The organism is Streptomyces sp. NPDC048257 (assembly GCF_043201855.1).
GTDB lineage: Bacteria > Actinomycetota > Actinomycetes > Streptomycetales > Streptomycetaceae > Streptomyces.
Genome location: NZ_JBICZI010000037.1, coordinates 33,838 through 58,168 on the forward strand (window position 1 = coordinate 33,838; position 24,331 = coordinate 58,168).

The 24,331-nt window shown below is 72.8% G+C and carries 23 protein-coding genes; 19 read left to right on the plus strand and 4 right to left on the minus strand.

The genetic code is table 11. From position 1 onward, the window contains the following. Positions 1–25: 25 nt before the first annotated feature. The 6 genes from ACGFZK_RS36015 to ACGFZK_RS36040 all read left to right on the plus strand — a co-directional run bounded on the left by ACGFZK_RS36015 (position 26) and on the right by ACGFZK_RS36040 (position 6,264). A complete protein-coding gene (locus tag ACGFZK_RS36015; protein WP_393853046.1) occupies positions 26–1,060 on the plus strand; it encodes an ABC transporter substrate-binding protein in 1,035 nt (344 codons plus the stop codon). Between the two features lie 6 nt (positions 1,061–1,066). Continuing rightward, on the plus strand, positions 1,067–1,888 hold the full coding sequence (locus ACGFZK_RS36020) for an ABC transporter ATP-binding protein (protein WP_393853047.1): 822 nt from the start codon (positions 1,067–1,069) through the stop codon (positions 1,886–1,888). Then, entirely contained in the window at positions 1,885–2,913 is a 1,029-nt protein-coding gene (locus tag ACGFZK_RS36025) for an ABC transporter permease (protein ID WP_393853048.1), read from the plus strand. Before ACGFZK_RS36020 ends, ACGFZK_RS36025 begins: the two co-directional genes overlap by 4 nt. Before the next feature lie 83 nt (positions 2,914–2,996). Next, positions 2,997–4,328, plus strand: a complete 1,332-nt coding sequence (locus ACGFZK_RS36030; RefSeq protein WP_393853049.1) for an LLM class flavin-dependent oxidoreductase — start codon at positions 2,997–2,999, stop codon at positions 4,326–4,328. Further along, the gene (locus ACGFZK_RS36035; protein WP_393853050.1) at positions 4,325–5,914 is read left to right on the plus strand and encodes an FAD-binding protein; all 1,590 of its coding nucleotides are present in this window, start codon (positions 4,325–4,327) and stop codon (positions 5,912–5,914) included. The genes ACGFZK_RS36030 and ACGFZK_RS36035 overlap by 4 nt, the downstream gene beginning before the upstream one ends. After that, on the plus strand, positions 5,911–6,264 hold the full coding sequence (locus ACGFZK_RS36040) for a 4Fe-4S dicluster domain-containing protein (RefSeq protein ID WP_393853051.1): 354 nt from the start codon (positions 5,911–5,913) through the stop codon (positions 6,262–6,264). Before ACGFZK_RS36035 ends, ACGFZK_RS36040 begins: the two co-directional genes overlap by 4 nt. 54 nt (positions 6,265–6,318) lie before the next feature. On the opposite strand, the gene ACGFZK_RS36045 is transcribed toward ACGFZK_RS36040, so the two are convergent. Together ACGFZK_RS36045 and ACGFZK_RS36050 are read right to left on the minus strand one after the other, a co-directional pair. Continuing rightward, positions 6,319–7,239, minus strand: a complete 921-nt coding sequence (locus tag ACGFZK_RS36045) for an NADP-dependent oxidoreductase (protein WP_393853052.1) — start codon at positions 7,237–7,239, stop codon at positions 6,319–6,321. Between the two features lie 58 nt (positions 7,240–7,297). Then, positions 7,298–8,017 carry a DUF2470 domain-containing protein gene (locus ACGFZK_RS36050; RefSeq protein ID WP_393853053.1) on the minus strand — a complete coding sequence of 240 codons (720 nt, stop codon included), beginning with the start codon at positions 8,015–8,017 and terminating at the stop codon, positions 7,298–7,300. Between the two features lie 157 nt (positions 8,018–8,174). On the opposite strand from ACGFZK_RS36050, the gene ACGFZK_RS36055 reads away from it, so the two are divergent. The 4 genes from ACGFZK_RS36055 (at position 8,175) to ACGFZK_RS36070 (ending at position 10,922) form a co-directional block, all read left to right on the plus strand. Continuing rightward, entirely contained in the window at positions 8,175–8,570 is a 396-nt protein-coding gene (locus ACGFZK_RS36055) for a cell division protein SepF (protein ID WP_214941072.1), read from the plus strand. 67 nt (positions 8,571–8,637) lie between these two features. After that, positions 8,638–9,921, plus strand: coding sequence for an AAA family ATPase (locus ACGFZK_RS36060; protein WP_393853054.1), 1,284 nt, complete (start codon positions 8,638–8,640; stop codon positions 9,919–9,921). Next, positions 9,918–10,313 carry a nucleotide pyrophosphohydrolase gene (locus ACGFZK_RS36065; protein WP_393853055.1) on the plus strand — a complete coding sequence of 132 codons (396 nt, stop codon included), beginning with the start codon at positions 9,918–9,920 and terminating at the stop codon, positions 10,311–10,313. Before ACGFZK_RS36060 ends, ACGFZK_RS36065 begins: the two co-directional genes overlap by 4 nt. Before the next feature lie 123 nt (positions 10,314–10,436). After that, positions 10,437–10,922, plus strand: a complete 486-nt coding sequence (locus tag ACGFZK_RS36070) for a DUF6099 family protein (RefSeq protein WP_393853056.1) — start codon at positions 10,437–10,439, stop codon at positions 10,920–10,922. A 46-nt stretch (positions 10,923–10,968) separates the two neighbouring features. Here ACGFZK_RS36070 and ACGFZK_RS36075 read toward each other — a convergent pair whose 3' ends face one another. Beyond that, a complete protein-coding gene (locus tag ACGFZK_RS36075; RefSeq protein WP_393853057.1) occupies positions 10,969–11,223 on the minus strand; it encodes a hypothetical protein in 255 nt (84 codons plus the stop codon). 203 nt (positions 11,224–11,426) lie between these two features. On the opposite strand from ACGFZK_RS36075, the gene ACGFZK_RS36080 reads away from it, so the two are divergent. The 7 genes from ACGFZK_RS36080 to argF all read left to right on the plus strand — a co-directional run bounded on the left by ACGFZK_RS36080 (position 11,427) and on the right by argF (position 20,518). Continuing rightward, positions 11,427–12,350, plus strand: a complete 924-nt coding sequence (locus tag ACGFZK_RS36080) for an LLM class F420-dependent oxidoreductase (RefSeq protein ID WP_393853058.1) — start codon at positions 11,427–11,429, stop codon at positions 12,348–12,350. A 14-nt stretch (positions 12,351–12,364) separates the two neighbouring features. Next, positions 12,365–13,294, plus strand: a complete 930-nt coding sequence (gene mmuM / locus ACGFZK_RS36085; protein WP_393853059.1) for a homocysteine S-methyltransferase — start codon at positions 12,365–12,367, stop codon at positions 13,292–13,294. A 71-nt stretch (positions 13,295–13,365) separates the two neighbouring features. Continuing rightward, the gene (locus ACGFZK_RS36090) at positions 13,366–14,862 is read left to right on the plus strand and encodes a 3' terminal RNA ribose 2'-O-methyltransferase Hen1 (protein ID WP_393853060.1); all 1,497 of its coding nucleotides are present in this window, start codon (positions 13,366–13,368) and stop codon (positions 14,860–14,862) included. Continuing rightward, positions 14,859–17,414: a polynucleotide kinase-phosphatase gene (locus tag ACGFZK_RS36095; RefSeq protein WP_393853061.1), complete on the plus strand. Its 2,556-nt coding sequence runs from the start codon at positions 14,859–14,861 to the stop codon at positions 17,412–17,414. Before ACGFZK_RS36090 ends, ACGFZK_RS36095 begins: the two co-directional genes overlap by 4 nt. Positions 17,415–17,587: 173 nt before the next feature. Then, on the plus strand, positions 17,588–18,094 hold the full coding sequence (locus ACGFZK_RS36100; RefSeq protein WP_393853062.1) for a hypothetical protein: 507 nt from the start codon (positions 17,588–17,590) through the stop codon (positions 18,092–18,094). Positions 18,095–18,140: 46 nt separating this feature from the next. Continuing rightward, positions 18,141–19,367: an arginine deiminase gene (locus tag ACGFZK_RS36105; RefSeq protein ID WP_393853063.1), complete on the plus strand. Its 1,227-nt coding sequence runs from the start codon at positions 18,141–18,143 to the stop codon at positions 19,365–19,367. Between the two features lie 128 nt (positions 19,368–19,495). Beyond that, complete coding sequence (gene argF / locus ACGFZK_RS36110) at positions 19,496–20,518, plus strand: ornithine carbamoyltransferase (protein WP_393853064.1); 1,023 nt, start codon at positions 19,496–19,498, stop codon at positions 20,516–20,518. Positions 20,519–20,545: 27 nt separating this feature from the next. On the opposite strand, the gene ACGFZK_RS36115 is transcribed toward argF, so the two are convergent. Beyond that, complete coding sequence (locus tag ACGFZK_RS36115) at positions 20,546–20,974, minus strand: ATP-binding protein (protein ID WP_393853065.1); 429 nt, start codon at positions 20,972–20,974, stop codon at positions 20,546–20,548. A gap of 181 nt (positions 20,975–21,155) precedes the next feature. On the opposite strand from ACGFZK_RS36115, the gene ACGFZK_RS36120 reads away from it, so the two are divergent. Together ACGFZK_RS36120 and ACGFZK_RS36125 are read left to right on the plus strand one after the other, a co-directional pair. Next, complete coding sequence (locus ACGFZK_RS36120; protein WP_393853066.1) at positions 21,156–21,983, plus strand: enoyl-CoA hydratase family protein; 828 nt, start codon at positions 21,156–21,158, stop codon at positions 21,981–21,983. Positions 21,984–21,987: 4 nt separating this feature from the next. After that, positions 21,988–24,240, plus strand: a complete 2,253-nt coding sequence (locus ACGFZK_RS36125; protein ID WP_393853067.1) for a bifunctional salicylyl-CoA 5-hydroxylase/oxidoreductase — start codon at positions 21,988–21,990, stop codon at positions 24,238–24,240. Positions 24,241–24,331: the final 91 nt, after the last annotated feature.

Consider the following 24,331-nt stretch of genomic DNA (forward strand, 5'->3'; position numbering starts at 1 on the left):
CACCCCGCACCGACAAGGAACCGTCATGCCCGCAGCCTTCACCTCGACCACCACCTCCCGGCGCCAGTTCCTCACCCTGCTCGGCATCTCGGCGGCCGCGGTGAGCTGCGGCACGGCCACCGCCAACGGCGGCGGTTCCGGCGGGCAGATCAAGACCCTGAAGTACCAGGGCTCCGTCGGCGCCGTCACGCTCCCCGAACTCGCCGCCGACCTCGGCTTCCTGGGCGACCTCAAGCTGGAGTGGGTCGGCAACACCATCAGCGGCCCGCAGGACATCCAGTCCGCCGCCACCGGCCAGACCCACTTCGGCGGCGCCTTCAACGGCGCGATCGTCAAACTCGCCTCCAGCAAGGCCCCCATCAAGGCCGTCATCTCCTACTACGGAGTCGACGAGCACTCGTACAGCGGCTACTACGTCCTGGAGGACAGCCCCATCCGCTCCGCCCGCGACCTCCTCGGCAAGAAGGTCGGCATGAACACCCTGGGCGCGCACTCCCAGGCCGTCCTCGACATCTTCCTGGGCCGCAACGGCCTCGCCAAGGCCGACTCCGCCAAGGTCGAGTCGCTCGTCGTGCCGCCCGTCAACACCGATCAGGTGCTGCGCCAGAAGCAGATCGACGTGGGCGTGCTGGGCGGCATCCTGCGCGACAAGGCCGTGGCGGCCGGCGGGATCAGACCGCTGTTCACCGACTTCGACCTGCTCGGCAAGTTCAGCGCCGGCTCCTACATCATGACCGAGCGGTTCATCAAGCAGAACCCGGACACCGTACGCACCTTCGTGACCGGCGTGGCCAAGGCCATCGAGTGGGCCCGCACCACCCCGCGCGAGGAGGTCATCGCGCGGCAGACCGAGATCGTCAAGAAGCGCGGCCGCAACGAGGACACCTCGATCCTCCAGTACTGGCGCTCGTACGGCGTCGCCGAGCAGGGCGGCCGGATCGAGGACAAGGAGTTCCAGCTCTGGCTCGACTGGCTCGGCGAGCGCGGCGAGATCAAGTCGGGCCAGCTGAAGCCCGCCGATCTGTACACCAACGAGTTCAACGGCTTCGGGAAGGGCTGACCGGCCATGGCGAAGATCGTGTTCGAGGAAGTGACCAAGACCTTCCCGACCAAGGACAAGAAGAACAAGGAGCAGTTCACCGCACTCGACGGCATCGACCTGGAGATCGGGGCGGGGGAGTTCGTGGTGGTCGTGGGCCCCAGCGGCTGCGGCAAGTCCACCCTGCTGGACCTGCTCGGCGGACTGTCCCGGCCGACGTCCGGGCGGATCCTGCTCGACGGGAAGCCGGTCACGGGGCCGGGCCTGGACCGGGGCATCGTCTTCCAGCAGTACGCGCTGCTGCCGTGGCGGACCGCGCTCGGCAACGTCGAGTTCGGCCTGGAGGCGACCGGCGTCCCGCGCCGCGAACGCAAGGCCAGGGCCCGGGAGTTCCTGGACCTCGTCGGTCTCACCGGCTTCGAGGACCGGCACCCCCACGAACTCTCCGGCGGCATGCGCCAGCGCGTCGCCATCGCCCGCTCGCTGGCGTACGACCCGGACGTGCTGTTGATGGACGAGCCGTTCGCCGCCCTCGACGCGCAGACCCGCGAGTCCCTCCAGGACGAGCTGCGGCGCATCTGGCAGCGCACCGGCAAGACCGTCGTCTTCATCACGCACGGCATCGAGGAGGCGGTCTACCTCGGCCAGAAGGTGGCCGTCATGACCTCCCGCCCGGGCCGCATCAAGGAGATCGTTCCGGTCTCCTTCGGCGCCCGCGGCGCCGGTTTCCAGGGCGAGGACCTGCGCTCCAGCCCCGAGTTCGCCCGCTATCGCCACGAGGTCTGGACCCTGCTCCACGACGAGGTGGCCCGCGCCCAGCAACTGGAGAAGGAAGAGGCCACCGTATGACCACGAACGTCACGACGCCCGCCGATGCCCCGGCCGGGCAGGAGGCGGTACGGGAGGACTCGGCGCCCGCGGCGCCCGCAGCGCCCGCATCCGCCGACCGGGCGGCCGCAGCAGTGGCATCGACCCTTCCGGAGGCCCCCGAAGCCCCGGAGGCCCCCGCCACCGGACCGGATGCCGCGCCGGCACCGAAGGCCGCCGCCTCCCCGGTCACCGGCCGCAGCACCGGCCACGCCCCGTCCCCCGTCCGGAAGGCCGCCGGGGCACTGGGCCGGTGGCTGCGCTCCGCCGCCCTGCGCTCGGCGGCCCTCGTCGCGCTGCTCGCCCTCTGGGAGACCGCGCCCCGCCTCGGCCTGGTCGACGCCACCTTCCTGCCGCCGGTCAGCGAGGTCGCCACCGCCTGGTGGGAACTCCTGGGCAACGGCCAGCTCGGCCAGCACACCCGGGCCAGCCTCGCCCGCTCCTTCGGCGGCTTCGCCATCGCCGTCGTCGTCGCGGTCCCGCTCGGCCTGCTCATCGGCTGGTACCGGCCGGTCGCCGCGCTGCTCGGCCCGCTGCTGGAGGTGTTCCGCAACACCGCCGCGCTGGCCCTGCTGCCCGTCTTCGTACTCCTGCTCGGCATCGGCGAGACCTCGAAGGTCTCGATCGTCGTCTACGCCTGCCTCTGGCCGGTCCTGCTGAACACCATCAGCGCGGTGGGCAACGCCGACCCCACCCTCGTGCGACTGGCCCGCTCGATGGACCTGTCCACCCCCAGGCTCTTCCAGAAGGTGATCCTGCCGTCCTCGGTACCGGCGATCTTCACCGGCATCCGGCTGGCCGGCGCCGTCTCCATCCTCGTCCTGGTGGCCGCAGAGATGATCGGCGCCAAGGCGGGCCTCGGCTACCTGATCAACGCCTCGCAGTACAACTTCGCGATCCCGCAGATGTACGCGGGCATCATCACCATCTCCGCCGTCGGCGTGGCCTTCAACCAGCTGCTGGTCACGATCGAACGCCGCCTGAGCACCTGGCGCGTCCCCGCCTGACGCCCTCCTCCCGACACTCGCGCCGCCCCCGACACCCGCGCCGCCTCCGACACCCGCGCCGCCCCCGAACACGAGGAACAGCCATGACCGCGAACCGCACCCTCCACCTCAACGCCTTCCTGATGAACGCCGGTCACCACGACGCCGCCTGGCGCCACCCCGACAGCCGGCCCGAGCGGATCACAGACCTGCGCTACTTCCAGGACCTGGCCCGCACCGCCGAACGCGGCCTGCTCGACTCCATCTTCTTCGCCGACGGCGTCGCCCTGTGGGGCAAGGCCCGCCACAACGCGCTCGGCGGTTTCGAGCCGCTCACCCTGCTCGCCGCCATCGCCGCCGTCACCGAGCACATCGGGCTCATCGCCACGGTCTCCACCACCTTCAACGAGCCCTACAACCTGGCCCGCAAGTTCGCCTCCCTCGACCACATCAGCGGCGGCCGCGCCGGCTGGAACATCGTCACCTCCGGCACCGTCGACGAGGCCCGCAACTTCAACCGCGACGAGCACCTGGAGCACCACGTCCGCTACGAGCGGGCCCGCGAGTTCCTCGACGTCGCCACGAAGCTCTGGGACAGCTGGGAGGACGACGCGATCGTCCTCGACAAGGAGCGCGGCATCTACGCCGACACCGACAAGCTGCACCCGGCCGCCCACCGCGGCGAGCACTTCGGCGTCGCCGGACCGCTCAACGTCTCGCGCTCCCCGCAGGGTTACCCGCTGCTCGTGCAGGCCGGTTCCTCCGAGGACGGCAAGGAGTTCGCCGCCCAGTACGCCGAGGCCGTCTTCACCGCCCAGCAGACCCTCGCCGACGGCCAGACCTTCTACAAGGACCTCAAGTCCCGCCTCGCCCAGTACGGCCGCGCCGAGAGCGACCTGCTCGTCCTGCCCGGCATCGCCCCCGTCATCGGATCCACCGAGGCCGAGGCGAAGGCCCTGGAGCAGCAGCTCACCGACCTCCAGGTGCCCGAGTACGGCCTCGCCCAGCTCTCCGGGATGCTGAACGTGGACCTCACCGGCCTGCCCCTCGACGGCCCGCTCCCGGACCTGCCCGAGGAGCGGGACATCAACGGCAACAAGAGCCGCTTCACCCTCGTCGCCGAGCTCGCCCGCCGCGACGGCCTCACCCTGCGCGAGCTGATCGCCCGCCTCGGCGCCGGCCGCGGCCACCGCGTCTTCGCCGGCACCCCCGAGCAGATCGCCGACCAGCTCCAGGAGTGGTTCACCCAGGGCGCCGCCGACGGCTTCAACATCATGGCGCCGGTCCTGCCCACGGGCCTGACCGCCTTCGTCGACCACGTCGTGCCGATCCTCCAGCGGCGCGGCCTCTTCCGCACCGAGTACACCGGCGCCACCCTCCGCGAGAACTACGGCCTGGCCCGGCCGGTCAACCGGCACACCCGGGAGAGCGTATGACCGAGTACGCCACCGACGTCCTCGTGGCCGGCGGCGGCCCGGCAGCCACCTGGGCGGCCCTCAAGGCCGCCGAGGCGGGGGCCCGGGTCGTCCTCGCCGACAAGGGCTACTGCGGGACGAGCGGGGCCACGGCCGCGGGCGGTACCGGTGTCTGGTACGTCCCGCCCGAACCCGCCGCCCGGGAGGCCGCCATGGCCTCCCGGGAGGGACTCGGCGGGTACCTGGCCGACCGCCGCTGGATGGCCCGGGTCCTCGACGAGACCTACGACCGGGTGAACGAGCTCGCCACCCAGGGCCGATACCCGTTCCCCACCGGCCCGGACGGGCAACCGCTGCGCGGCGGCCTGCAGGGCCCCGAGTACATGCGGCGGATGCGCATCCGGATCCGCCGGGCCGGGGTCCGCGTCCTCGACCACAGCCCGGTCACCGAGCTGCTCACCGACGCGGACGGGGCCGTCGCGGGCGCCGCCGGCTACCGCCGCCAGGTGCGCGAGTCCTACCGGGTACGGGCCGGCGCCGTCGTCCTCGCCACCGGAGGCTGCGCCTTCCTCAGCGGGGCGCTCGGCACCAACACCAACACCGGGGACGGCGCGCTCTTCGCCGCCGAGGCCGGGGCGGAGCTCTCCGGGATGGAGTTCTCCAACGCCTACGGGATCGCCCCCGAGGGCACCTCGGTCACCAAGACCGCCTTCTACTCCTTCGCCACCTTCTACCGGGAGGACGGCGAGGTCCTGGAGGGCGCGGCCAGCCAGGGCGGCCGCTCGGCGATCGCCCGCGAACTCCTCACGGGTGCCAAGGTGTACGCGCGCCTCGACCGCGCCGACGAGGCCGCCCGGGCCGCGATGCGCCTCGCGCAGCCCAACTTCTTCCTGACCTTCGACCGGCTCGGCATCGACCCCTTCACCGACCGCTTCGCCGTCACCCTGCTCGCCGAGGGCACGGTCCGCGGCACCGGCGGCATCCGCATCACGGGCGACGACTGCGCCACCGGCGTTCCCGGGCTGTACGCCGCCGGGGACGCGGCCACCCGCGAGGAGATCTGCGGGGGCTTCACCGGAGGCGGCAGCCACAACGCCGCCTGGGCCATCTCGTCGGGCAGCTGGGCCGGCCGGGGCGCCGCCGGACACGCCCTCTCCCTGGGCTCCGGCCGCGCCGCCCACCGCACCGTCACCGGGGCGGGCGGGGCGGGGCTGCGCCCGACGGGGCACCGGGCCCGTCCCGGCGGGCACCGGGCGGCCGTGGAACTCGTACAGGCACAGGTCCTTCCGTACGACAAGAACTACCTGCGTCGCGGCGAGGTCCTGGCGGATTCGCTGCGGACCCTCGACGCGGCCTGGTCCGAGCTGCGGGCCACGCTCCACGGTGAGGGGGCGGAGCTGGTCAGGACCCGGCAGGCGGCGGCGATGACGGCGCACGCGCGGTGGATGTACGCGGCCGCCCTCGCCCGGACCGAGACCCGGGGGATGGCCAAGCGCCTGGACCACCCGCAACAGGACCCGCAGCAGCACCACCGGATCCTGGTGGGCGGCCTGGACCGGGTGTGGACCCGGCCCGCGGCCCTGGCCGGAACGGAGGCCACCGCATGATCGAACTGATCTCGGACGCCAGGTGCATCGCCTGCGACAAGTGCATCGAGGTGTGCCCGACGGACGTGTTCGAGCGGGGGCCGGAGGGCATTCCGCTGCTGGCCCGGCACGAGGACTGCCAGACCTGCTTCCTGTGCGAGGCCAACTGTCCGGTGGACGCGCTGTACGTGTCCCCGCTGACCCGGCCGCTGCCGCAGGACCCGGCCGTACGGGACGAGGCGGGGCTGGTGGGGCGCGGGCTGCTCGGCAGCTACCGGCGGGAGATCGGCTGGGGCGAGGGGCGGACGCCCGGTGCGCTGCGGGCGGTCGGACCGGCGCCGGCACCGGCGGCGCCGCCGATCACGTCCTGACCGCGGGGGAGGCGGGCGGGCCGGTCCCCGGCCGGCCCGCCCCTTCGTCCGCGCTCAGACCGTGAGGACGATCTTGCCGCGGGTGCGGCCCGAGGCGCTCAGCTCCCATGCCCTGGCGGCCTCGGCGAGCGGCAGCGCGTGCTCCACGTTGACCGTGAGCTTCCCCGCGTCGGCCAGTTCCGCCAGGAAGGTCAGGTCGGCGGTGTCCGGGCGTACCCACAGCTGGTGGGCGCCCTTGGCGGCCGCATTGTAGTCGGCGATCGAGACCACCCGGTGACGCTCCTTGACCAGCGACTGCAGGGTCTCGACGACGTCGTCGCCGTAGAAGTCGAGGCCCGCGTCGACGCCTTCGGGCGCGAGCTCGCGGATCCGGTCCGCCAGGCCCTCCCCGTAGAGCACGGGCTCCGCGCCGAGGGAGCGCAGGTAGTCGTGGTTGTGCGCGCCCGCCGTGCCGATGACCCGCAGGCCGAGCGCGACCGCGATCTGCACGCCGAAGGATCCGGTGCCGCCGGCCGCGGAGTGGATGACCACGGTCTCCCCGGCCTTGAGGCCGACGCGGGTGAGGGACTGGTAGGCGGTGAGGCCGGCCAGCGGGAGACCCGCGGCCTGCTCGAAGCTCAGCTCGCGGGGCTTGCGGGCGAGGGTGCGGACGGGGGCGGACACCAGCTCGGCGTACGTGCCGAGTTCCACCCACTCCTTGCGGACGTAGCCGTACACCTCGTCGCCGACGGCGTAGTCGAAGGTGTCCTCGCCGACCGCTTCGACGACACCGGCCACGTCCCAGCCCGGTATGACGGGGTGGCGGACCTCGAGGATCGGGTCGAGATATCCGGCGGCGAGCTTCCAGTCCACCGGGTTGACCCCGGCGGCCTTGACGCGGACGAGCACCTCCCCCGGGCCGACCTTCGGCTTCGGTGCATCAACGAGCGTGATGGTGGCTGGAGTTCCGTATGCGCTGTATGTGATGGCCTTCATGATCGAACCCAACGCGGGGCCGCGGCCGCCTATTCCGCGCGGTCCGGCCGCCCGGCCGTCAGGCCGGCAGGGTGTTGCGGTGCGAGCTGCGCCGGGCCGCGCTGAAGAGGGCCTGGATCTGCGCACCCGCCTGCTCGACGTCGTCGAGGGGGGAGGGGAAGGGCAGCCGTACGTCGCGGTGGCCGCGCTGCTCCTCCAGCCGCAGGGTGATCCCGTACCGGTCCATGGCGACCGGCAGCGCACGGACCACGGCGGCGGTGGGCAGCGGCCGGACCAGGCGCAGCAGGAGAGTGACGAGGTCGTGGTGGTCGTCGAGCAGGTGCGTGAGCATGCCCGCCTCGTACGGGGCCAGCGGATCGGGGCAGGCCGCGTCCAGCTCGTCGAGGCCCACGTGTGCGCGGCCGTCCGGGGTCTCCAGGACGGCCCGGTCGAACTCCATGCAGGTGGAGTCGGCGCCGGAGCCCTCGGCCAGGTCGGAGTAGGGGGTGAGCAGACGGCCCAGCACGGTGACGCGGGCGCGCACCCGGTCCCGTACGGGGGTGGGGGCGATGTCGGTGAACTCCAGCCGGATCGTGGGCCGGTGCTCGGCCTCGCCGCCGGGCTCGGCGGGGTGCAGGTGCAGTCGTCCCATCGGGTCACCGCCGTCGAGGTGGCGGACCTCGGAGCGCAGTCCGTCGGTGACCACGGTCAGGGAGTGGGCGGCGGTCAGGATCGACCGGATGCGCTCGGCATCGGTGGGCCGGTCGGCCGGGGTGGCGGGGGCACCGAACAGGCGCATGCGGATCTCTCCATCGTCCGAGTGACTTAGGTATGCCTAACCTAACCTACCTGGCCCGTCGAGAGTACCCGTCATGGCTCGTGTCGTTGTTGGGCTGAACGGGTGAAACACGAGAGGATGGGGGGATGCACATGAAGCGCACGGCCGAGGCGGCCCGGTGAGCAGGTACGACGTCACCGACGAACAGTGGGAGGGGCTCGCGCAGGTGGTCCCCCTGCGCAGTCGCAACGAATGGCCCTCCCGGGTGGACCACCGCACGATTCCGACGACGCCCGGGGCGTCTGCGGCGGAACAGCGGCGCTTCGTGGTGATCAGAGTCCAGATCTTCGCGGACGCGCGGGAGGTGGCGGAGTACCTGATCGCGCAGATCCCGGTGCTGCTCGACCTCACCGGGGCGGACAGCGAAGTGGCCAAACGGATCCTGGACTTCAGCAGCGGCGTGGTCTTCGGACTGGGCAGCGGGATGCACCGGGTGGACCGGAACGTCTTCCTGCTCGCCCCGGTGGGGACCGAGGTCGAGGGGATCGCGGCCGCGGCCGTCCCCCGATCGTAGGAAGGTCCCCGCGAGGGAACGGTTCGCCGGAGCCACGGGGGGTCCGGCGGGCCGTACCGTCCCGCGCATGGACGCCACCCCGGACGCGACGGCGCAACGCACCGCCCCCGTCGCGTTAGCCGATCCCCGTACCGTTCCCGCCCAGGCCGCCCAGGTCACCCGTTCCCCCGAGGCCGCCCGTTCCGCCGAGGCCGCCGCGGCCCCCGGCGCTCCGCCTGCGCAGCAGCAGCCGAGGCCCGTGGTCACCGAGCTGCGGCTCTCCGCCTTCGGGCCGCACCGGTCGGCGGTCTTCCCGCTCGGCCCCCTCACCCTCTTCGCCGGGCCGAGCGGCAGCGGCAAGTCCCAGGCCCTCGACGCCTACGCGGCCCTGGCCGGGCTGGGTTCCGGAGCCACGCTGGAAGAGGCCTTCCCCGATCCGCACGCCCGCATCCCCGACCGGGCGGTGCCCGACGCGCAGCGGCGCCGCGGATTCCGCCTCGGCTGCACCGTCGACGGACCCGCCGGCCCGGTCCGGCTCGACCTCGCCGTCCAGGCCGAGCCCACCGTGCGGATCGTCGGCGAACGGCTCTCGCAGGACGGGCAGATCCTGCTCGCCACCGCCCTGCGAGACCCCGGCCGGCGCTCGGTCCAGGCCGCCTGGCTGACCGGCGGCGCCATCGGTGTCACCCGGGCCCCGCTGCCCGACGACCGGCTCGGCACGGCCCTGCTCCCGCTGCGCGTCGCCGGATCGACGGCGGGCCAGCGGCAGGTCCTGGCCGCCGCCGAGCAAGTGGTCGTGGCCCTGCGCTCGGTGTTCCCGTGCGACCCCGGTCCCGACCGCATGCGCGCGGCCGTCCCGCCGGGCGAGGGCCGGCTGCTGGGCGACTGTGCCAACCTGGCCGACGTGCTGCGCCGGACCCGCAGTGAATGCGGCACCCGCCACGCGCTGCTGGCGGAGGCGGCCCGTACCGGCTGCGCGGGGCCCGTCGCGGGACTGGACGTACGGGCTCCCGCGGGCGGCGGCCCCGTCGTGGCGGTACTGGACCGGGGCCCCGGCCGGCCCGCCACGGAACTGGCCCGGCTGGGCGCGGGCGAACTGCGCTTCCTCGCACTGGCGCTGGTCCTGCTCACCGGGCCGGGGGTGCTGGCCATGGACCCGGCCGCCGAACTGCTCTCCGCGCGGCAGGCGCTGACGGTACTGGCCGACGGCTTCGACCGCGGCCTGGACCGGCGGCAGAGCGCCGAACTGCTGCGCCTGGCCCGGCTGTCCTGCGGCCGAGGCCACATCCGGCTGGTGGCGGCGGTGGGGGAGGGGACGGCGGCCGGCGCCCGCGACCTCCCGGGCGTCGCAATGGTAGACCTGGGGGCATGAACGAGACGCAGGAGCCGCCCGGGCCGCACGAGCGGCGGCCCGACGAGCGGCTGGACCGACTGCAGCGGCGGCTCGCGCAGTTCGCGGCGGCGCGCGGCTGGGAGCCGTACCACACGCCCAAGAACCTGGCGGTGGCGCTCAGCGTGGAGGCGGCCGAACTGGTCGAAATCTTCCAGTGGCTGACACCGGAGCAGTCGGCGAAGATCATGGAGAAGCCGGAATCGGCCCATCGTGTGGCCGACGAGGTGGCCGACGTGCTCGCGTATCTGCTGCAGTTCTGTGAGGTTCTCGGGGTGGATGTGCTGGATGCGCTCGCCGCGAAGATCGAAAGGAACGAACTCCGCTTCCCCGTGCCGGGTGAACCGACATCGAATCGTCACTCTTCGGAGTGATGGACTCATCCACAATCACGTTTGTGTCCACATTTTCCGAATACCCCTGGCTTTACTGGCGTGTTGCCCTCACTCTGGGTAGTGGTGAGGACGGCGGGATGTCGTGCGGACGGGGGACGGCATATGGATGCGGTACGGCTCATCGCGGCCGGCCGGCACGCGCTGGCACAGAGCGGGGCTGCGTGGGACATCGTGGGCGAGGCCTGGCAGGCCCAGGCGCTCGCGCAGGGCATAGGGAGCTATCTGGCGGTCACCGGGCCGCCGGAGCTGAGATCGGAGGCACGGGGACTGGGGGAAGCGGGAGGCAGAGGTTGCGGGGTGCTCGACCGGGCGGCCCTGCGCGGCGAGGGCAGTGCGCCCGATCACCCGCCGCGGGCGGCGCGGTTGAGCGAGGTGACGGATGTCCGGCAGGCGCTGCTCGGACTCCAGGCGTTGCTGGGCGAAGTGGGCATAGCCCTGGTCGGGGTGGCCTGCGGGACGGACGACGAGGGCCTGTACTGGCAGTGCATAGAGTCGATCGACGCGGCCGACGAGTCGAGCGACCGGGTACGGGCGATCCTGCGCCGGATGACGGTGCGCGAGCGGGGGTCGGCCTCGGGCGTGGCCTGAGGGCGGTACGGGTGGGGTCCCGCCGTGCGCGACGGGACCCGCACGGTCAGGACGACCGGTAGGACGGGCGCTCGCCCTCGGGGGTGCGGTCCGTGGAGGCCTGGAGGTCGGCGTCGAGCTGTGACAGGTCGGCGTTCAGCGCCGCCATCAGTTCTTCCATCTGCTGCAGCAGGCCCTTCGGCGCGCCGCCGCCCTGGGCGGGCACCGGGGGCTCCTGACCTGCTGGGTCGTGTGCTGCCTGCGCTGCCTGTCCGGTGGGTCCGGTGTGTCGGCGGGTCTCCGGCACGGCCTCGTGGGACATGGCGGCCTCCTCGGCCCTGGCCCTTCCAAGGCGGAAGGGGGCGGTGGACGCACCGGCGAGACGCCGCCGGCGCGCGGGCCGGGCGGTCCGGCTCCGTCCGAGCCAACGATCCCCCTCCGGGCTGGTCACTGGCGGGCCCGGGGGCGGGCCGTCCGGTTGACGAAGATTCACCCTGCCGGGGCGGGAAGTGCAGGATGGGGGGTATGGATCTCCGCATTTTCACCGAGCCGCAGCAGGGTGCGAGCTACGACACCCTCCTGACCGTCGCCAAGGCCACCGAGGACCTTGGCTTCGACGCCTTCTTCCGCTCCGACCACTACGTGCGGATGGGATCCGCCGACGGCCTGCCCGGGCCGACCGACGCCTGGATCACCCTCGCGGGCCTGGCCCGGGAGACCAAGCGGATCCGCCTCGGCACACTGATGACGGCGGGCACCTTCCGGCTGCCGGGAGTCCTCGCCATCCAGGTGGCCCAGGTCGACCAGATGTCCGGCGGCCGCATCGAACTCGGCCTCGGCGCGGGCTGGTTCGAGGAGGAGCACAAGGCGTACGGCATCCCCTTCCCCGCGGACCGGATGTCCCGGCTGGAGGAGCAGCTGGCCATCGTCACCGGCCTGTGGGCCACCGCGCCCGGCGCGACCTTCGACTACACGGGCAAGCACTACCGGGTGGAGAACTCGCCCGCGCTCCCCAAGCCCGCCCAGGCCAAGGTCCCCGTCCTCATCGGCGGCCACGGCGCCAAGCGCACGCCGCGGCTCGCCGCCCGGTACGCGGACGAGTTCAACATGCCCTTCGCGTCGATCGCGGACAGCGAGCGGCAGTTCGGCCGGGTCCGGGAGGCCGCCGAGGAGGCCGGGCGCAAGGCCGACGACCTCCGCTACTCCAACGCCCTCGTCGTGTGCGTGGGCAAGGACGACGCCGAGGTGGCCCGCCGGGCCGCCGCCATCGGCCGCGACGTGGACGAGCTCAAGGCCAACGGCCTGGCCGGATCCCCGGCCGAGGTCGTGGAGAGGATCGGGGCCTACGGCGCCACCGGCTCCTCCCGCATCTACCTCCAGCTGCTCGACCTCGACGACCTGGACCACCTGGAGCTGATCTCCGCCCAGGTGCTCTCCCAGCTCGGCTGAAGAAGGGGGAAGCCGTGCCCCGCGCGTCCGGCCCGCTCGCCGAAGCCCTCGCCCGCAGGGCCGTACTCCTGGACGGCGGGCTCAGCAACCAGCTCGCCGCCCAGGGCTGTGACCTGTCCGGCGGTCTCTGGACGGGCCGGGTGCTCGCCGAGCGCCCGGATCAGGTCGAGGCCGCCCACACGGCGTACGTGCGGGCCGGCGCCGAGGTACTGGTCACGGCCGGCTACCAGGTCGGCTACGAGGCCTTCGCCGCCCATGGCCACGACCGCGCCGCGACCACCGCCCTGCTGCACCGCAGCGTGCGGCTGGCCGCCCGGGCGGCCGAGGCCGCCGACCACGAAGTTTGGGTGGCCGCCTCCGTCGGCCCGTACGGAGCGGTGCTCGCGGACGGCTCCGAGTACCGCGGCCGGTACGGCCTCGGCGTGCGCGAGCTCGCCGCCTTCCACCGCCCCCGCATCGAGGCCCTGCTCGACGCCGGCCCGGACGTCCTGGCCGTGGAGACCATCCCCGACACCGACGAGGCCGAGGCCGTGCTCACCGTCCTCGCGGAGACCGGCGCGTCCGCATGGCTCTCGTACACGGTGGCCGCCGGCCGTACCCGGGCCGGCCAGCCCCTCCCCGGGGCCTTCGCCCTCGCCGCACAGGCCCCGGAGGTCATCGCGGTCGGCGTCAACTGCTGTGACCCCGCCGACGTCCTGCCCGCCCTCGAGGCGGCCGCCGCCGTCACCGCCGGACCGCTGCTGGCCTACCCCAACGACGGCTCGGTCTGGAACTCCACCACGCAGACCTGGCGCGCCCCCGAAACCCCCGCCCCCTGGCCCACGCGGGCCTGGTGCACCGCCGGCGCCCGCCTCGTCGGCGGCTGCTGCCGCATCGGCCCGGACCGGATCGCCGCCCTCGGAGCGCAACTGCCGCGGGACCGCCCGCGGTACCAGCGGCACTAGGTGGGGGAGCCTTGCCGAGGGAGCGAAAAACCGGAGGCAGACAGGGCTGGTGACCAGCGACAATCGCTGGTGTGTTCCTGACGATCTCCACCACCGGCTCCCCCGAACGACCCGCCACCGACCTGGGCTACCTGCTGCACAAGCATCCCGGGAAGACGCAGGCGTTCTCCACCTCCCACGGCACCGCCCACGTGTTCTACCCCGAGGCCTCGGCCCAGCGGTGCACGGCCGCCCTGCTGCTGGAGGTGGACCCCGTCGCGCTCGTGCGGCGCGGCCGGGGCAAGGGCCGGGGCGGGGCGCCGGACGCCGCGCTCGCGCAGTACGTGAACGACCGGCCGTACGCCGCGTCCTCGCTGCTCGCCGTCGCACTCAGCGGGGTGTTCCGCACCGCGCTCAAGGGGCAGTGCGCCGCCCGCCCGGAGCTTGCGGAGCAGACCCGGCCGCTGCGCGTGGAGATTCCGGTGCTGCCCGCCCGCGGCGGCGCCGACCTGGTGCACCGGCTGTTCGGCCCGCTCGGCTGGGACCTCGTCCGGGCCGAGGCCGTACCGCTCGACGAGCAGTTCCCCGAGTGGGGGGACTCCCGCTACGTACGCCTCGTCCTGGAGGGCGAGCTGCGCCTGGCCGACGCCCTGCGGCAGCTCTACGTGCTGCTGCCGGTGCTCGACGACGCCAAGCACTACTGGATCTCCCCGGACGAGGTCGACAAGCTGCTGCGCGCCGGAGACGGCTGGCTCGCCGCCCACCCCGAGAACGGGCTGATCACCTCCCGCTACCTGGCCCGTCACAAGCGGCTGACCCAGAACGCCATCGAGCGTCTGGAACTGGTCCGCCTCGCCGAGGCCGACGGCAGCGAGGTCGAGGAGCTCGACAACGCCGTGGACGAGAACCGCGACACGGAGGAGCGGCCCGTGCCGCTCGCCGTGCAGCGGCGCGAGGCGATCCTCGCCGCGCTGCGCGCCGCCGGCGCCCAGCGGGTGCTGGACCTCGGCTGCGGCCAGGGGCAGTTGCTCCAGGCGCTGCTGGGGGACCCGGCGTACACCGAGATCGTCGGCATGGACGTGTCCGTGCGGGCCCTGCACATCGCGGCCCGGCGGCTGCGGCTGGACCGGCTGGGCGAGCGGCAGAGCGCGCGCATCACGCTCCTGCAGGGCTCGCTCGCGTACACCGACAAGCGGCTGAACGGATACGACGCCGCCGTGCTCAGCGAGGTCATCGAACACCTCGACCCGGAGCGGCTGCCCGCACTGGAGTACGCGGTGTTCGGCTCGGCCCGCCCCCGTACGGTCCTCGTCACCACCCCGAACGTCGAGTACAACGTGCGCTGGGAGACCCTGCCCGCCGGGCACGTCCGCCACGGTGACCACCGCTTCGAGTGGACCCGCGAGGAGTTCCGCGCCTGGGCCGACCAGGTCGCGCCGCGCCACGGCTACGAGGTCGCGTACCTGCCCGTCGGCGACGACGACCCCGAGGTCGGGCCGCCGACCCAGATGGCCGTCTTCACCCAGAGCGACACCATCACCGACACCGACGAAGCCACCGGCACCCCGAAGGAGGGCGAGGCAGCATGACCGGCACCGAGACCGCCCGTACGCGCACACTTCCCGTCACCGACCTGTCCCTCGTCGTCCTGATCGGGGCCACCGGATCGGGCAAGTCCACCTTCGCCCGCAAGCACTTCAAGCCCACCGAGGTCATCTCCTCCGACTACTGCCGGGGCCTGGTCAGCGACGACGAGAACGACCAGAGCGCCAGCCGGGACGCCTTCGACGTCCTGCACTACATCGCCGGCAAGCGCCTCGCCGCCGGCCGCCTCACCGTCGTCGACGCCACCAGCGTCCAGGCCGACGCCCGCCGCGGGCTGGTCCAGCTCGCCCGCGAACACGACGTGCTGCCCATCGCCATCGTCCTGGACATGCCCGAGGAGGTCTGCGCCGAGCGCAACGCCGCCCGCCCCGACCGGGCCGGGCTGCCCCGCGCGGTGATCCAGCGGCACCGCCGCGACCTGCGCCGCTCGCTGCGCGGCCTGGAGCGCGAGGGCTTCCGCAAGGTCCACGTGCTGCGCTCCGTCGAGGAGGCCGAGACCGCCGAGGTCGTCCTGGAGAAGCGGTTCAACGACCTCACCCACCTCACCGGCCCCTTCGACATCGTCGGTGACATCCACGGCTGCTCCTCCGAGCTGGAGACCCTGCTCGCCAAGCTCGGCTACGAGGACGGGGTCCACCCCGAGGGCCGCACCGCCGTCTTCGTCGGCGACCTCGTCGACCGCGGCCCCGACAGCCCCGGCGTCCTGCGCCGCGTCATGGGCATGGTGAAGTCCGGCAACGCCCTGTGCGTGCCCGGGAACCACGAGAACAAGCTCGGCCGCTACCTGAAGGGCTCCAAGGTCCAGCGGACCCACGGCCTCGCCGAGACCATCGAGCAGCTGGAGCAGGAGCCGCAGGAGTTCGTCGAGGAGGTGAGGGAGTTCATCCGCGGTCTCGTCAGCCACTACGTCCTCGACGGCGGCAAGCTGGTGGTCTGCCACGCCGGGCTGCCCGAGAAGTACCACGGCCGCACCTCCGGCCGGGTGCGCTCGCACGCCCTGTACGGGGACACCACCGGCGAGACCGACGAGTTCGGCCTGCCCGTGCGCTACCCGTGGGCCGAGGACTACCGCGGCAAGGCCGTCGTGGTCTACGGCCACACCCCTGTCCCGAACACCGCCTGGATCAACAACACCATCTGCCTCGACACCGGCGCCGTCTTCGGCGGCCGGATGACCGCCCTGCGCTGGCCCGAGCGCGAACTGGTCGACGTACCGGCCGAGAAGGTCTGGTACGAGCCGGTCAAGCCGCTCGTCGCCGAGGCGCCGGGCGGACACGACGGCCGCCCGCTCGACCTGGCCGACGTGCACGGCCGCCGGGTCGTGGAGACCCGGCACCTGGGCAACGTCAACGTGCGCGAGGAGAACGCCGCGGCGGCCCTGGAGGTCATGAGCCGTTTCGCCGTGGACCCCCGGCTCGTCCCGTACCTGCCGCCGACCATGGCGCCGACCGCCACCTCGCGGGAGGAGGGCTACCTGGAGCACCCGGCCGAGGCCTTCGCCCAGTACCGCAAGGACGGCATCGTCCAGGTGGTGTGCGAGGAGAAGCACATGGGCTCCCGCGCCACCGTCCTGGTCTGCAAGGACGCCGACGCGGCCCGGACGCGCTTCGGTGTCGACGGCCCGACCGGCTCCGTCTACACGCGCACCGGGCGGCCCTTCTTCAAGGACCCGGAGGTCACCGAGGAGGTCCTCACCCGGCTGCGCTCGGCGATCACCGATGCCGGGCTCTGGGAGGAGCTCGCCGCCGACTGGCTGCTGCTCGACGGGGAACTCCTGCCCTGGTCCCTGAAGTCCACCGGCCTGCTGCGCAACCAGTACGCCGCCGTGGGCGCGGCCTCCGGCGCCGTCTTCCCCGGTGCCATCGCCGCCCTGGAGGCGGCCACCGCCCGGGGCGTCGAGACCGGCGAGCTGCTGGAGCGCCAGCGCGGCCGGGCCACCGACGCGGCGGCCTTCACCGAGGCCTACCGCCGCTACTGCTGGACCACCGACGGGCTGGAGGGCGTACGGTTCGCGCCGTTCCAGCTGCTGGCGGCAGCCGGGCGGTCGCTGGCCGCCGTGCCCCACGACGAGCAGCTCTTCTGGCTGGACCGGCTGGTCGCGGCCGACGAGGCGGCCGGGACCGGGCTGCTGCGCCGCACCGGCCGGATCCTGGTGGACACCGGGGACGAGGAATCCGTACGGGCCGGAACCGGCTGGTGGCTGGAGCTCACGGCGGCCGGCGGCGAGGGCATGGTCGTCAAGCCGCTCCAGGCGTACGCCCGGGACGGCCGCGGCCGGCTGGTCCAGCCCGGGGTCAAGGTGCGCGGGCGCGAGTACCTGCGGATCATCTACGGCCCGGAGTACACCCGGCCGGACCACCTGGAGCGGCTGCGCGAACGGTTCCTCGGGCACAAGCGCTCGCTCGCCCTGCGCGAGTACGCGCTCGGGCTGGAGGCGCTGGACCGGCTGGCGGCCGAGGAGCCGCTGTGGCGGGTCCACGAGGCGGTCTTCGCGGTGCTCGCGCTGGAGTCGGAGCCGGTGGACCCGCGCCTGTGAGCCGGCCGGGCGGCCGTCAGCACAGCCCGTAAAGCGGTGGCCCCCGTACGGCCCCTAATTAGGTCGTATGGGGGAACTTTCGCGGAGAACTCCGGGAAAACCACCGGCGGGATCGTTCATCCAGGGCAGCGGAATGTCCGCGACCCTGGAAGGACGGAACGTCACTTATGAAGATGACCGCGCGCGGAAGCATTGCGGCGCTCATGACCTGTATGGCCGCGGCCGGCGCGGCCACCCCGGCCGTGGCCCAGTCGGTGCCGGTCGGTGTCCCGCTGGACGCCGTGAAGACCACGCTGGGCGTGGACACCCCGCGCGTGGCCACCGGCGTGCCGGTGCCGGCCGTGGGAGCGCCCGAGGCGCCCCGCTTCCACAAGGGGAACATGCTCCCGACCCCACTGCTCCCGGTGATCCCGGTCGGCACCGAGCTCGGCAGCACCCTCGTCACCTCCCCGGTGCCGAACCTGCTGGGCAAGCCGGAGACGGACGGGGAGGGTTCGGTGGAGGCGCCGGCCACCGACCTGCTCGCCCGGACCCCCGGCCTGGTCGCCGGTGGTCTGCTGACGATGCCGGACGCCTCCAACTCCGGGGTGCCGAACCTGAAGACGCCCGAACTGGGCCTGACCACCCCGGAGCTCGTCGGCGCCCCTGCGGCACTTCTCGGTCTCACCACCCCCCGCTGAGCAGACGCCACGTCAAAAAGCCGTTCGGTCTGGGAATGTGTACGGCATGGGATTCCATGTCGATTCCGAGACCGGGCGGCTTCGCCGCGTCATCCTCCACCGGCCCGACCTGGAGCTGAAGCGGCTCACACCGAGCAACAAGGACGCACTCCTCTTCGACGACGTGCTGTGGGTGCGCCGGGCCCGCCAGGAGCACGACGGATTCGCGGACGTGCTGCGGGACCGGGGCGTGGAGGTCCACCTCTTCGGGGACCTGCTGCGCGAGGCCCTCGAGATTCCGGAGGCGAGACACCTCGTTCTGGACCGGGTCTTCGACGAGAAGGAGTACGGGCCGCTCGCCACCGACCATCTGAGATCGGTCTTCGACGCCCTGCCCTCGGCCGATCTGGCGGAGGCGCTGGTCGGCGGGATGACCAAGCGGGAGTTCCTGGAGCGGCACGCCGAGCCGGTGTCCGTGCGCTTCCACGCGCTGGACCTGGACGGCTTCCTGCTGGGCCCGCTGCCCAACCACCTGTTCACCCGGGACACTTCGGCCTGGATCTACGACGGGGTCTCCATCAACGCGATGCGCTGGCCGGCCCGGCAGCGCGAGACGGTCCATTTCGAGGCGATCTACAGGCACCACCCGCTCTTCACCACCTCCGGCGCCTTCCACTACTGGTCGCAGGGGCAGGCGGACTACCCCTCGACCATCGAGGGCGGTGACGTGCTGGTCATCGGCAACGGCGCGGTGCTGATCGGGATGAGCGAGCGGACCACGCCGCAGGCGGTGGAGATGCTGGCGCGGGGTCTGTTCGCCGCCGGTTCCGCGACGACCATCGTGGCGCTCGACATGCCGAAGCGGCGCGCCTTCATGCACCTGGACACGGTGATGACGATGGTCGACGGAGATACGTTCACTCAGTACGCGGGACTGGGGATGCTCCCCTCCTACACGATCGAGCCGGGCGGCGGGCCGCACGAGCTGAAGGTGACCGACCACCCGGAGGACCACATGCACCGGGCCATCGCGGGGGCGCTCGGTCTGGACTCGATCCGGGTGCTGACCGCGACGCAGGACGTGCACTCGGCGGAGCGGGAGCAGTGGGACGACGGCTGCAACGTGCTGGCCGTGGAGCCGGGGGTGGTGGTCGCCTACGAGCGGAACGTGACGACCAACACGCACCTGCGCAGGATGGGCATCGAGGTGATCGAGATCCCGGGCAGCGAGCTGGGGCGGGGCCGGGGCGGGCCGCGCTGCATGAGCTGTCCCGTCGAGCGGGACGCGGTCTGAGGCGGGCCGGGTCCGGGGGAGGGCCCCGGACCCGGGAGAGGGATCCCGGGGAGGCCGGTCTGTATATCAATACAGTAGATCGTATAGACTTCCACCATCCCCTGTCACCGTGACGCTGGAGCGACCCCATGGCCATCGACCTCGCCGGCCGTAGTTTTCTCAAGGAGCTGGACTTCACGGCCGCCGAGTTCCGCGGCCTGATCGAGCTCGCCGCCGACCTGAAGGCGGCCAAGAAGGCCGGGGTGGAGCAGCGCCTGCTCCAGGGTCGCAACATCGCCCTGATCTTCGAGAAGACCTCGACGCGTACCCGGTGCGCCTTCGAGATCGCCGCCGCGGACCAGGGCGCACACACCACCTACCTCGACCCCGCCGGCTCCCAGATGGGTCACAAGGAGTCGGTCAAGGACACCGCACGGGTCCTGGGCCGGATGTTCGACGGCATCGAGTACCGGGGCGACAGCCAGCAGGCCGTCGAGGAGCTCGCCGCCCAGTCCGGCGTCCCCGTCTTCAACGGCCTCACCGACGACTGGCACCCCACCCAGATGCTGGCCGACCTGCTCACCATGACCGAGCACAGCACCAAGACCCTGAACCGGATCGCTTTCGCCTACCTCGGCGACGCCCGTTTCAACATGGGCAACTCCTACCTCGTGACCGGTGCGCTGCTGGGCATGGACGTACGGATCGTCGCACCCCGCTCCTACTGGCCCGCCGAGTCCGTGGTGGCCGCGGCGCGCACGCTCGCGGCGGAGAGCGGCGCCCGGATCACCCTGACCGAGGAGGTCGCCGAGGGGGTCGCCGGGGCGGACTTCGTCGTGACCGACGTCTGGGTGTCCATGGGTGAGCCCAAGGAGGTCTGGGACGAGCGGATCGCGGCCCTGTCCCCCTACGCGGTGACCATGGACGTGCTGCGTGCCACCGGGAACCCGGACGTGAAGTTCATGCACTGCCTGCCGGCCTTCCACGACCTCGGCACCAAGGTGGCCCGCGAGATCCACGAGCGGCACGGCCTCGACTCGCTGGAGGTGACGGACGAGGTGTTCGAGTCGGAGCACTCCGTCGTCTTCGACGAGGCCGAGAACCGGCTGCACACCATCAAGGCCGTGCTCGTCGCCACGCTCGGCCGGCCCGGCCGCCGGGGTGACGCATAGTCATACGCCGGGCCGCGCGGCGGCGGATCACCCTGCGGCGGGCCCACTCCGCTGCCCGGGCAGGGTGAACCACACGGCCTTGCCCAGCGGGGTGGGGCGATGGCCGCACTCGGAGCTCAGGCTCCGGATCAGCAGCAGTCCGCGGCCGTGTTCCTGCCAGGGGTCGGGCCGGACCTCGCCCGTACCGTCCGGCGGATCGGCGGGCGGGCACGGATCGCCGTCGTGGACCTCGACCTGGCAGCCGTTCGCCAGCAGTTCCACGACCAGCTCGATCGGGGCGCCGGGGCGGGTGTGCTCCACGGCGTTGGCGACCAGTTCCGCCGTCAGCAGCTCTGCGGTGTCCCGGTCGGCGGGCGCGTCGGTCTCGGCCAGCGCGGTACGGACGAGGGCGCGGGCGAGGGGTACGGCGGCCGCCGTGTGGGGCAGGGCGATCCGCCAGGCGGAGGGGTCGGGCAAGGTGGGGCCATCCGTTCCGGGGCTGGGGTCGGGGTCGGGGTCGGGCGGGGAGCGGGAACTCCCGCTTTCAACGATACGAAGTCGAATTATCGTTCCGCAGGGCGCCCCGGCGAGAACACCCCCGCGCGAATGTGTCGCGCTTCTGTGACGGCAGTCACGATCTGGTGATATCTTCGGTCCTGTGAGCCCCTTCACCGGTTCCACACCAGCGACCGAACGGTGGCACCACCTCCGGATCACCCGGCAGGACGGCGTCGCCACCGTCACCTTCGACCGCCCCCAGAAGCTGAACGCGCTCACCTTCGGCGCCTACGCCGACCTGCGCGACCTGCTCGGCGAACTGTCCCGTGAGCGCTCCGTGCGCGCCCTCGTACTGGGCGGCGAGGGGCGCGGCTTCTGCTCCGGCGGGGACGTGGACGAGATCATCGGCGCCACCCTCGCCATGGACACCGCCCAGCTGCTCGACTTCAACCGGATGACCGGCCAGGTGGTCCGCGCCATCCGCGAATGCCCCTTCCCGGTGATCGCCGCCGTGCACGGGGTGGCCGCCGGAGCCGGAGCCGTCCTCGCGCTCGCCGCCGACTTCCGGATCGCCGACCCCACCGCCCGCTTCGCCTTCCTCTTCACCCGCGTCGGCCTCTCCGGCGGCGACATGGGCGCCGCCTACCTGCTGCCCCGGGTCGTCGGCCTCGGCCACGCCACCCGGCTGCTCATGCTCGGAGAGCCCGTCCGCGCGGCCGAGGCCGAGCGCATCGGACTGCTCAGCGAGCTCACCGAGGAGGGCAAGGCCCACGTACGGGCCGCCGAACTCGCCGCGCACCTCGCCGCCGGCCCGGCCCTGGCCTACGCACAGACCAAGGCGCTGCTCACCGCCGAGCTCGACATGCCGCTGGCCGCGTCCGTGGAGCTGGACGCAGCCACCCAGGCCCTGCTGATGCACGGCCAGGACTACGCGGAATTCCACGCGGCCTTCACCGGGAAGCGGCCGCCGGAGTGGAAGGGCAGGTAGCCACATGACTCCGGGTGCCATGCGGGTCGCCGTCGTCGGCGGGGGACCGGGAGGGCTGTACGCCGCCGCGCTGCTGGCCCGCCAGGGCCACCGGGTGGAGGTCTGGGAACGCAGCGCCCCGGACGACACCTTCGGCTTCGGCGTGGTCCTCTCCGACGAGACCCTCGGCGGCATCGAGCGGGCGGACACCGTCGTCCACGCGTCCCTGAGCGCGGAGTTCGTGCGCTGGGACGACGTGGACATCGTGCACCGGGGGCGGCTGCTGACCTCCGGCGGCCACGGCTTCGCGGCCATCGGCCGGCGCCGGCTGCTGGAGATCCTGCACGAGCGCTGCGCCGGACTCGGCGTCCGCCTCCGCTTCCGCTCGGAGGCCCCGGCCGCGGCCGTGCTCGCGGCCTCGTACGACCTGGTGGTCGCCGCCGACGGGGTGCACAGCGCCATCCGCGAGGCCGGCGCCGCGCACTACGGGCCGACGCTGACGAGCGGACGCTGCCGCTACATCTGGCTCGCCGCCGACTTCGCCTTCGACGCCTTCCGCTTCGAGATCGCGGAAACCGAGCACGGGGTCATGCAGCTGCACGCCTACCCCTACTCGGCCGACGCCTCCACCGTGATCGTGGAGATGCGCGACGAGGTGTGGCGGGCGGCCGGCTTCGACCTGTGCGACGAGAACGAGTCGGCCGCCCGCTGCGCCAAGATCTTCAGCGAGGCCCTGCGCGGCCGCCCCCTGCACGGCAACCGCTCCACCTGGACGCAGTTCCGTACCGTCGTCAACGCACGCTGGTCGCAGGGGAACGTGGCCCTGCTCGGCGACGCGGCGCACACCGCCCACTTCTCCATCGGGTCCGGCACCAAACTGGCGGTGGAGGACGCGCTCGCGCTCGCCGAAGCCGTGGGCGCGGCGCCCGGTGACGTACCGGCCGCCCTCGCCGCGTACGAGGCGGCGCGCCGCCCCGCGGTCGCCAGCACCCAGCGGGCGGCGGCCGCGAGCCGGCACTGGTTCGAGGAGATCGCCGGATACGTCGACCAGCCCGCACGGCAGTTCGCCTTCAACCTCCTCACCCGCAGCCGCCGGGTCACGCACGACAACCTGCGGCTGCGCGACGAGCGGTTCACTCGATCGGTGGAACGGGACTTCGGCTGCCCACCGGACGGGACGCCCCCGATGTTCACGCCGTTCACCCTGCGGGGCCTGACCCTGCGCAACCGGGTCGTCGTCTCACCGATGGACATGTACTCGGCCGAGGAGGGCGTGCCGGGCGACTTCCACCTCGTACACCTGGGCGCGCGGGCCCTCGGCGGGGCCGGCCTGGTGATGACCGAGATGGTCTGCGTGTCCGCCGAGGGCCGGATCACCCCCGGCTGCACCGGCCTCTACACCCAGGAGCAGACGGCCGCCTGGAAACGGATCGCCGACTTCGTCCACACCTCGGCGCCCGGCACCGCCCTCGGCGTCCAGCTCGGGCACGCGGGCCGCAAGGGCTCGACGCGGGTGATGTGGGAGGGCATGGACGACCCGCTCCCCGAGGGCAACTGGCCGCTGGTGGCCGCCTCCGCGCTGCCCTACCGGCCGGGCGTATCGGCGCTCCCGCGCGCCCTCGAGCGCGCGGACCTGGCGGCGCTGCGCTCCGAGTTCGCGGCCGCCGCCGTCCGCGCCGCCGACGCCGGATTCGACCTGCTCGAACTGCACTGCGCCCACGGCTACCTGCTCTCCGGGTTCCTGTCCCCGCTGACCAACCACCGCACCGACGAGTACGGCGGCTCCCTGGAGAACCGGCTGCGCTTCCCGCTGGAGGTCTTCGACGCGGTCCGCGCCGTGTGGCCCGAGGACCGCCCGATGACGGTCCGCCTCTCGGCCACCGACTGGGCGCCGGGGGGCACTTCACCGGAGGAGGCGGTCCGGATCGCGGCCGCCTTCGCCGCCCACGGCGCGGACGCCGTCGACGTCTCGACGGGCCAGGTGGTCGCGGACGAGGCCCCCGAGTACGGGCGCTCGTACCAGACCCCGTACGCCGACCGGATCCGCAACGCGCTCGGCATCCCCGTCATCGCGGTCGGCGCCATCTCCTCCTGGGACGACGTGAACTCCCTGCTGCTGGCGGGCCGCGCCGACCTCTGCGCCCTCGGCCGCCCCCACCTCTACGACCCCCACTGGACCCTCCACGCGGCCGCCGAGCAGTCCTACGAGGGCCCGGCCGCCCCCTGGCCGGCCCCGTACCGCGCGGGCAGCCGCACCCCGCCCACGGGCCGCGGCTAGATGAATGAGTCCGATGTCTGTGCTGGCCGCGACCATGGCGAAGGGCGCCCGTTGACCTGAGTGTGACTTCTGGCCTGGACGCCCTTCTGGC